This is a genomic window from Streptomyces sp. NPDC107546, from assembly GCF_055639175.1.
This window is the reverse complement of record NZ_JBVKBA010000034.1, coordinates 61,103-69,599: the sequence shown is the minus strand read 5'-3', so window position 1 is coordinate 69,599 and position 8,497 is coordinate 61,103. Positions and strand designations below refer to the sequence as shown.

At 71.0% G+C, this 8,497-nt stretch carries 7 protein-coding genes; 1 reads left to right on the top strand and 6 read right to left on the bottom strand.

Translation table 11 applies throughout. From position 1 onward, the window contains the following. Positions 1-358: 358 nt before the first annotated feature. A complete protein-coding gene (locus ACZ7L1_RS32850) occupies positions 359-1,366 on the bottom strand; it encodes a stage II sporulation protein M (RefSeq protein ID WP_471442420.1) in 1,008 nt (335 codons plus the stop codon). 90 nt (positions 1,367-1,456) lie between these two features. Here ACZ7L1_RS32850 and ACZ7L1_RS32845 point away from each other — a divergent pair, with 90 nt between their 5' ends. Continuing rightward, entirely contained in the window at positions 1,457-2,389 is a 933-nt protein-coding gene (locus tag ACZ7L1_RS32845; protein ID WP_471442418.1) for an RDD family protein, read from the top strand. A 23-nt stretch (positions 2,390-2,412) separates the two neighbouring features. Here ACZ7L1_RS32845 and ACZ7L1_RS32840 read toward each other — a convergent pair whose 3' ends face one another. The 5 genes from ACZ7L1_RS32840 to ACZ7L1_RS32820 all read right to left on the bottom strand — a co-directional run bounded on the left by ACZ7L1_RS32840 (position 2,413) and on the right by ACZ7L1_RS32820 (position 8,495). After that, the gene (locus tag ACZ7L1_RS32840; protein ID WP_471442416.1) at positions 2,413-3,027 is read right to left on the bottom strand and encodes a hypothetical protein; all 615 of its coding nucleotides are present in this window, start codon (positions 3,025-3,027) and stop codon (positions 2,413-2,415) included. Between the two features lie 120 nt (positions 3,028-3,147). Next, positions 3,148-4,605, bottom strand: a complete 1,458-nt coding sequence (gene ahcY, locus ACZ7L1_RS32835) for an adenosylhomocysteinase (protein ID WP_471442414.1) — start codon at positions 4,603-4,605, stop codon at positions 3,148-3,150. 320 nt (positions 4,606-4,925) lie between these two features. Continuing rightward, positions 4,926-5,903 carry a cation diffusion facilitator family transporter gene (locus ACZ7L1_RS32830; RefSeq protein WP_471442412.1) on the bottom strand — a complete coding sequence of 326 codons (978 nt, stop codon included), beginning with the start codon at positions 5,901-5,903 and terminating at the stop codon, positions 4,926-4,928. Positions 5,904-6,075: 172 nt separating this feature from the next. Next, on the bottom strand, positions 6,076-7,227 hold the full coding sequence (manA, locus tag ACZ7L1_RS32825) for a mannose-6-phosphate isomerase, class I (protein ID WP_471442410.1): 1,152 nt from the start codon (positions 7,225-7,227) through the stop codon (positions 6,076-6,078). Positions 7,228-7,367: 140 nt separating this feature from the next. Beyond that, complete coding sequence (locus ACZ7L1_RS32820; RefSeq protein ID WP_471442408.1) at positions 7,368-8,495, bottom strand: SIS domain-containing protein; 1,128 nt, start codon at positions 8,493-8,495, stop codon at positions 7,368-7,370. Positions 8,496-8,497: the final 2 nt, after the last annotated feature.

Here is an 8,497-nt window from a genome sequence, read left to right as displayed (position 1 = left end):
CCTCCGGGCGCTTCCCTTCGGTGTTTCCGACTCTATCAGATCTTTCCGATCCGATTTCCTCGGCGCCTTTCCAGGTTCCCGCTCTCGCGTTTCCCCTTCCGGCGGTCCCGACTTTATCAGAGGTTTTGGGGCGGACTGACCGCCGACCACTTCTGAATCAATCGGAAAGGCTTCTCGAAACTGATCGCCCCGAGAGCCCGGCAGATGCTCACTGTTCCTGTTGTGGGTGGATACCTCCACCTCCAGGCAACTGTCTGAATCTACCTCCCCACGCCACCCGTGTCAACAGGTCCCGTGGGGCGAAGAGGAGATTAGCAGGCCGGCACCGGATGACGCACATCCGGAGGGGCCGTCCGGGTCACGCTGCCGTCGGAACGGTCGCGCTGCGCTCGTCCGCCTCCACGTCCCCGGTGTCCCCGGCCCGGGCGGCGCGTCCGCCGAGGACATAGACGTACGCGAGAAAGGCCAGCTCAGCGGCGATGCCGATCGCGATCCGGGCCCAGGTGGGAAGGCCGGAGGGGGTCACGAACCCCTCGATGGCGCCCGAGACGAACAGGACCAGCGTCAGTCCGATGGCCATGCCCAAGGCGGCCCTGCCCTCCTCGGCAAGGGCGATGCGGCGGGTCCGGGGCCCCGGGTCGATGAGCGTCCAGCCCAGTCGCAGCCCTGTTCCGGCGGCCACGAAGACGGCCGTCAGTTCCAGCAGCCCGTGGGGGAGGATCAGGCCAAGGAAGGTGTCGAGGCGGCCGGCCGAGGACATCAGGCCGATGCCGACCCCCAGGTTCAGCATGTTCTCGAAGAGGATCCACAACACCGGAAGACCCAGGAAGATGCCCAGGACCAGGCACATCGCTGCGGCTCGGGCGTTGTTCGTCCACACCTGGGCGGCGAACGCGGCGGCGGGATGGCTGGAGTAGTACGTCTCGTACTCGCCGCCGGGGCGTGTCAGCTCGCGAAGTTCGCTGGGGGCCGCGATCGATGCCTGGACGTTCGGGTGGGTGCCTATCCACCACCCCAGGAGCACCGCCACCACCGTGGAGAGCAGTGCCGTGGGTATCCACCAGCGGCGCGAACGGTAGACGGCGGCGGGGAAACCGTGCGTGAGGAAGCGCGTGACATCGCGCCACGAGGCGCGCCGCGTACCCGTCACGGCGCTGCGCGCGCGTGCCACCAGTTGACTGAGCCGGCCGGTGAGCTGGGGGTCGGGTGCGCTGGACTGGATCAGCGAGAGATGGGTGGCGGTGCGCTGGTAGAGGGCGACGAGTTCGTCCGCCTCGGCTCCGGTGAGGCGGCGCCGGCGGCGCAGCAGGGCCTCGAGGCGGTCCCACTCGGCGCGGTGGGTGGACACGAACACGTCGAGGTCCATGGATGGGCTGCTCCTCGTACTGCGGCGCGATGTGCCCTCAGCTTGGCAGACTGTCGTACTCCGGGGAGGGTCAGGGGAAGGACGGTCGGCGTGAGTGAGCTAGTGACTGGTGAGGCGGTGGCGCTGGAGCTGCGCCCCGCGAGGCTGCCGAGCCGGGCGCTGGCCGTGTTGCTCGACCTGGTGGTGGCCGTGGTCGCCTACGTCCTTGTGGTGATCGCTCTGGTGGCGGCCACGTCCGGCCTGGACGAGGCCGCGCAGATGGCGGTGTCGATCGCCGCCTTCGTCCTCGTGCTGGTGGGTGGTCCGATCGCGGTGGAGACGCTGAGTCACGGACGTTCGCTGGGCAAGCTGGCGTGCGGGCTGCGGGTGGTGCGGGACGACGGGGGGCCGATCCGGTTCCGGCACGCGTTGGTACGGGGCGCGGTCGGTGTGGTCGAGATCCTCATGACCTTCGGGGTCGTGGCGTGCATCGCCTCGCTCGTTTCGGCACGGGGGCGGCGGCTCGGTGACGTGTTCGCGGGCACGCTCGTCGTACGCGAGCGGGTGCCCGCCGGCCGTGCGTCCTTCGTGCCTCCGCCGCCCCCGTGGCTGGCCGGACGGTTCTCCGCGCTCGACCTCTCGGCCGTTCCGGACGGGCTGTGGCTGGCGGTCCGGCAGTACCTGACCCGGATGCACCAGCTGGATCCGCAGGTGGGCTGGACGATGGCGGAACGTCTCGCCGTGGACCTCGCGGCTCGTACGGGCGTGCCGACACCGCCCGGGGTGCCGCCGGCCGCTTATCTGGCAGCGGTGGTGCAGGAACGGCAGGCCCGGGAGGCCCGGCGGGTCTCCGGCGGCTGGGGAACCGTGGAGGCCGCCGAGGGGGGTCCTCAGACCGGCGTCACACCTCGGCAGCCCTACGCCCCGCCCCGGGCCCCGCTCGTCGCCCCGCAGGACCCGCAGTCGGCACCGGCGCAACCCACGCGGCCCGCACACCCCGAACCGCCGGCTCGGCCCTCCACCGGCTTCGCGCCGCCCGCGTAACCGCGGTCACCGCCGGGTCGCTGTCACCGGAACACCGACGGCGGTGACTGGAGGTCCTCCAGCTCGATGCCCGGTGCCGCCAGCACCACGTCTCCTGCGATGTGGACGGTGTGCCGCTCACCCGTGTCGAGGGCTGTGACCTGGTATTCGTCCACGACGAGGGGGGTGTTGTCAGTGGTGTGTGCTTCTCTTGCGATCAGGGCCCAGGACTGGTCCACGGTGCGGGGGGCGAGGACCGGATCGGTGAAGGCGACGAGGCGTACGCGCGTCGCGGAGGAAGCGGGGGTGAGGCGCAGCAGACGGGCGGTGGCGACGAGGAAAGCGGGGGATGTGCCGGTGAAGGCGTGGGCGCGGACATTGCCTTCGGTGGCATGGGTGCCGGTGGGGTCGGTGCGGACCCAGGTGACGCCGTCCAGGGCGGCGCCCCGCACCTGCCAGCTCGCGGCATGGAGTTCGAGGCGGATGGGGCGGCCGAGCTCGTCGAGGGCGAGGTCGACGGAGCCTGCGTGATCGCCGGAGGGGGTGGTCAGTCGGGAGACATAGCGCCAGCCGGTGGGGCCCGGCGCGCACTGGAAGTGTTCTTGGGCGAGGAGGGTCTGGTCGTGCGGGTCGTGAAGCGAATATCGGCCGCGGGGCATGAGGGTCCTGGGGCTTGACGGGGCCGGTCCGCCCAGTGGTCCGGAAGGGCCCAGTGGTCTGGAAAGGGGACAGGCCCCCGGCACGGGGGTGCGGGGGCCTGCCTTGGGACCGCGGCTCGGTCAGTAGCGGTAGTGGTCCGGCTTGTACGGGCCCTCGACCTCGACGCCGATGTACGCCGCCTGCTCGGGGCGGAGCTTGGTGAGCTTCACTCCGAGCGCGTCCAGGTGGAGGCGGGCGACCTTCTCGTCGAGGTGCTTGGGCAGCACGTAGACGCCGGTCGGGTACGCGTCGGGCTTGGTGAACAGCTCGATCTGGGCCAGGGTCTGGTCCGCGAAGGAGTTGGACATCACGAACGACGGGTGACCGGTGGCGTTGCCCAGGTTCAGCAGGCGGCCCTCGGAGAGCACGATGATCTTCTTGCCGTCGGGGAAGGTCCAGGTGTGGACCTGCGGCTTGACCTCGTCCTTGACGATGCCCGGGACCTTGGCGAGGCCGGCCATGTCGATCTCGTTGTCGAAGTGGCCGATGTTGCCGACGATCGCCTGGTGCTTCATCTTGGCCATGTCACTGGCCATGATGATGTCCTTGTTGCCGGTCGTGGTGACGAAGATGTCGGCCTTGTCGATGACCTCGTCCAGGGTCGTGACCTGGTAGCCGTCCATGGCGGCCTGCAGCGCGCAGATCGGGTCGATCTCGGTGACGATCACGCGGGCGCCCTGTCCGCGCAGTGACTCCGCGCAGCCCTTGCCCACGTCGCCGTAGCCGCAGACGACCGCGGTCTTGCCGCCGATGAGGGTGTCCGTGGCGCGGTTGATGCCGTCGATCAGCGAGTGGCGGCAGCCGTACTTGTTGTCGAACTTCGACTTGGTGACCGCGTCGTTGACGTTGATCGCCGGGAACAGGAGGGTGCCCTCGCGCTGCATCTCGTACAGGCGGTGGACGCCGGTCGTGGTCTCCTCGGTCACGCCGCGGATCTCGGACGCCAGCTGGGTCCACTTCTGGGGGTTCTCCGCCAGGGTGCGGGTGAGCAGCTGGAGGATGACGCGGTGTTCGTCGGACTCGGCGGTGTCGGGCGAGGGGACCTTGCCGTCCTTCTCGTACTCGACGCCCTTGTGGACGAGGAGGGTGGCGTCACCGCCGTCGTCGAGGATCATGTTCGGGCCGCCGGTGGGGCTGTTCGGCCAGGTGAGCGCCTGCTCCGTGCACCACCAGTACTCCTCGAGCGTCTCGCCCTTCCAAGCGAAGACGGGAATGCCCTGCGGGCTGTCTGGGGTGCCGTTCGGGCCGACGGCGATGGCGGCGGCCGCGTGGTCCTGGGTGGAGAAGATGTTGCAGGACGCCCAGCGGACCTGCGCGCCGAGAGCGGCGAGGGTCTCGATGAGGACGGCGGTCTGGACGGTCATGTGCAGGGAGCCGGTGATGCGGGCGCCGGCCAGGGGCTGCGCCTCGGCGTACTCCTTGCGGATCGCCATCAGGCCGGGCATCTCGTGCTCGGCGAGGGTGATCTCCTTGCGGCCGAACTCGGCCAGCGAGAGGTCGGCGACCTTGAAGTCCTGTCGGTTCTCGACAGTCGTCATTGCGAGCTGCTCCTCGGGGTTGGGTCGAGGTGGGTACGGCTGGTCTGCGCGGCGGCGGGCACAGGGGTGCCCGAAAGAGGACACAGGCATGCCCACGTGCGCGCAGCGCAGTCCGTCGGAGGCCCTCTCTCCCTCGGTCGGCCCGTCCTGGACCGCCCGACCGCCATCAGCAGCGACGTCTGGCTCCGTTCCAAGCTACACCGGAGGACCCAGCCGTCCCCAGTCCGCCTCGGAAGACGCCCGACTGCCTGCGGCCGGCAGCACCGCAGCGGGCCGTGTGATCGAGGCCGTCACGGGGTCGTCATGGCTCGGCGGTGTGATCAGTGACCGGTGCTCGGTCCCGGGCCGCCGGGCGTCGCCTCGGGGTCCGGACCCTTGGCGGCCTCGGCCTCGCTGTAGATGTCCGGCTCCAGGTAGATGACGCGGGCGATGGAGACGGCGGCGCGGATGCGGGCTTCGGCGGCGTTGATCGCGGAGGCGACCTGGGCCGCCGTGTCGTCGTGCTGCACGGCGATCTTGGCGGCGATCAGCAGTTCCTCGGGGCCCAGGTGGAGTGTGCGCATGTGGATGAGGCCGGTGACCGTCTCGCCGTCGACGATCGCCGCCTCGATCTGCTTGACCACGTCGCCGCCCGCGGCCTCGCCGAGGAGGAGGGACTTGGTCTCTGCGGCGAGGACCAGGGCGATCAGGACGAGGAGGACACCGATGCAGACGGTGCCGATGCCGTCCCAGACGCCGTCGCCGGTGAGCAGGGCGAGGCCGACGCCACCGAGGGCGAGGACCAGACCGATGAGCGCGCCGAAGTCCTCCAGGAGGACGACCGGCAACTCCGGGGCCTTGGCCCGGCGGATGAACTGCGCCCAGGAGAGCTTGCCGCGCAGTTCGTTGGACTCCTTTATCGCCGTGCGGAAGGAGAAGCCCTCGGCGATGACCGCGAAGACGAGGACACCCACCGGCCAGTACCAGTTCTCGAGCGCGTGCGGGTGCCGGATCTTCTCGTAGCCCTCGTAGATGGCGAACATGCCGCCGATGGAGAACAGGACGATCGAGACGAGGAAGGCGTAGATGAACCGCTCGCGGCCGTAGCCGAACGGGTGCTGCGGGGTCGCCTCGCGCCGGGCGCGCTTGCCGCCGATCAGCAGCAGGAACTGGTTGCCGGAGTCGGCGATCGAGTGGACGCCCTCCGCGAGCATCGACGATGAGCCGCTGAAGGCGAACGCGACGAACTTCGATGCCGCGATCGCGAGGTTGGCGCCGAGTGCCGCCACGATCGCCCTGTTGCCGCCTGACGCGCTCATGTGTTCGCGTTGTCCCTTCGTAGCCGTCGCGCCCGGGACGTGCGTACGTACCGTACGCCGTCCGAGGCTTTGCCCGTCCTTTGCCGGTGGGCCATTGTTGCAGCAGGCTCCGACAGCGGTGCGCCGGGCCGGGACCGCGACCGGCGCCCGGCCCGGGGGTCGGGCGGCGGCGTCAGGCGGCGACCGTGGCCCGGAAGACCGTGCCAGCCCCGGACACCTCGGCCTTGTCCTCCGCCGGTACGAACACCGATTCGCCGGGCGCGAGCACCTGGTCCCCCGCTCGGACGGAACCGGCCGTGCACAGCAGGATCTGCGGGGTCGTGCGCGTGAGGTCGTGCGGGGCGGCGCCCTCGGTCACCACGTACCGGGACAGGCGGAACTCGTCGATCGGGGTCTCGTAGACCTCCTCGCCGTCCGCGGAGGCCTCGGGGCGCAGGACACCGGGGTCGCTCGCCTCGAAGCGGACGATCCGCAGCAGTTCGGGGACGTCGACGTGCTTGGGGGTCAGGCCGCAGCGCAGGACGTTGTCGGAGTTGGCCATGATCTCGACGCCGAGGCCGCTCAGATAGGCGTGCGGGACACCCGCGCCGAGGTAGAGCGCCTCGCCGGGCTGGAGCCGGACATGGTTGAGCAGCATCGCGGCGATCACGCCGGGGTCGCCGGGGTAGTGGTGGGCGATGTCGGCGTACGGGGCGTAGGCGCCGCCGAGGCGGGCGCAGGCGGCCGCCGCCTCGGTGACCGTGTGGGTCATCTTCTCGGGGTCGGCGCTCAGCACGGCGGTGAGGACCTCGCGCAGGGCGGCGTCTTCGGGGTGGGCGTGCAGCACGTCGACGTACGGTTTGAGGGAGTCGACGTCGAGGCCGGCCAGCAGGTCGGCGGCGGCGTCGGGGGCGCGGAAGCCGCACAGGCCGTCGAACTCGGTGAGGGCGCAGATCAGTTCGGGCTTGTGGTTGGCGTCCTTGTAGTTGCGGTGGGGCGCGTCGACGGGGATGCCGCGGCGCTCCTCGTCGGCGTAGCCCTCCTTCGCCTGCTCCAGGTCGGGGTGGACCTGGAGGGAGAGCGGGGCGCCGGCGGCGAGGATCTTCAGCAGGAACGGCAGCCGGGGACCGAAACGGGCGACCGTCCGCTGCCCCAGTTCGCTTTCCGGAGCCTTGTCGATCACCTCGTTGAGGGGGCCGCGCGGGGTGCGCGAGGGTGCGCCGGGGTGGGCGCCCATCCACATCTCCGCCTGCGGCTCACCGGTCGGCTCCACGCCGAGGAGCCGGGGGATGGCGGTGGTCGAACCCCAGGCGTAGGGGCGGATGGTGTTGTCGAGGCGATCCATGAGTTTTCTTCGTCTCCGTACGTACGCTCCCGGTCGGCACCGCTCTGCACGGGTCGGCCGATGCGCGCTGGTCAGATGGTGTGAGCCTAGTGCTGTGGCCGGACAGGTCTGTGGTGGACCTTTCCGGTGACAACGCCAGGTCAGGCCCCGGAAGCGAGCGCCACGTAAACGGCGGCGAAATCCGTGAGGGCGATCAGTTCTGCGAGGGTCTCCAGTTCGTCGCCGTCCTCGGGTTCGAGTTCGCTGATCGCCGTGTCGTGGCTGAGGACCAGCTCTCGGGCGACGGGGGCGGCGCTGAGGCCGCCGATGGGACGGTCGCGCAGAAGCACCACGCGCGCGTGGAGGGCTTGTGCCTCCTCGACGCGGTCGCGGAAGAAGTCGTCGGGGTCGGCGCCCGCGGCGAGCGGGCCGGAGAGCAGCACGCCGTGCGCGGCGAGTGCCTCGGGCAGCTGGGCGGTGAGCGCGGGACGGCCGGCCAGCTCGGCGAGCGCGGCGGCGAAGCGGCGGCCGGCGGGTGCTGCGGAGACGCCTTCCGTCCAGATCACCGGGAGCGCTTCGGCGAGTTCGGCGGCGAGGTTCTTGGCGGGGTTGCTGTAGGTGGCGATGGCCGGGCCGCAGCGTTCGGCGACCTGGTCGAGGCGGTCGGCGACCTTCTGAAGGACGTCGGGCGGCGCGGAGAGCAGGCCGGTGCGGTCCAGGAGGGCGAGCAGCGGGGTGAGCAGGGCCCACAGGACGCCGGGCGCGGAGGCGGCGAGGGGTTCCTCCTGCTCGTACGGGGCGGTCGCCATGGGCACGAACAGGCCGTGAGCGGCCGTCACCGCCTCCGTGATCGGGGAGCGGGCGGGTGCCACGGAGACGACGGTGCAGCCGCGGCGGTAGGCCTGCTCGACCAGGATGCCGAGGCCGGGTTCGGAGCCGTCGGGGGTGGCGATGAGCAGCAGGTCGACGGGCCCGGCCCAGCCGGGCAGCTCCCAGCGCAGCGCGCCGGCGGCGGGGGCGACGCCGGTGGGGTGGATGCGGACGACCGGGCAGGCGGCGCCGGCGAGGGTGCCGAGGAGTTCGGCGACGCCCACGGAGGCGGTGCCGGGGCCCGCGATGAGCACGGCTCGGGGCCGGCCGTCGGGCCTCAGGTCGGTGACCCCCGCCTCGGCGGCGAACCGCACGGCCGTGCGGACCCGGGCGCCTGCCTCGGCGGCACCGCGGAGCAGTCCGCGTCGGTCGGCGCGCGCCAGCGCCTCGGGGTCGTCGAGCAGCGATTCGTCGAGCATGG

Coding starts and splice junctions, on each gene's coding strand:
- ACZ7L1_RS32850 (WP_471442420.1), bottom strand. CDS start 1,366: ATGGACCTCGACGTGTTCGTGTCCACCCACCGCGCCGAGTGGGACCGC.
- ACZ7L1_RS32840 (WP_471442416.1), bottom strand. CDS start 3,027: ATGCCCCGCGGCCGATATTCGCTTCACGACCCGCACGACCAGACCCTC.
- ahcY (WP_471442414.1), bottom strand. CDS start 4,605: ATGACGACTGTCGAGAACCGACAGGACTTCAAGGTCGCCGACCTCTCG.
- ACZ7L1_RS32830 (WP_471442412.1), bottom strand. CDS start 5,903: ATGAGCGCGTCAGGCGGCAACAGGGCGATCGTGGCGGCACTCGGCGCC.
- manA (WP_471442410.1), bottom strand. CDS start 7,227: ATGGATCGCCTCGACAACACCATCCGCCCCTACGCCTGGGGTTCGACC.
- ACZ7L1_RS32820 (WP_471442408.1), bottom strand. CDS start 8,495: ATGCTCGACGAATCGCTGCTCGACGACCCCGAGGCGCTGGCGCGCGCC.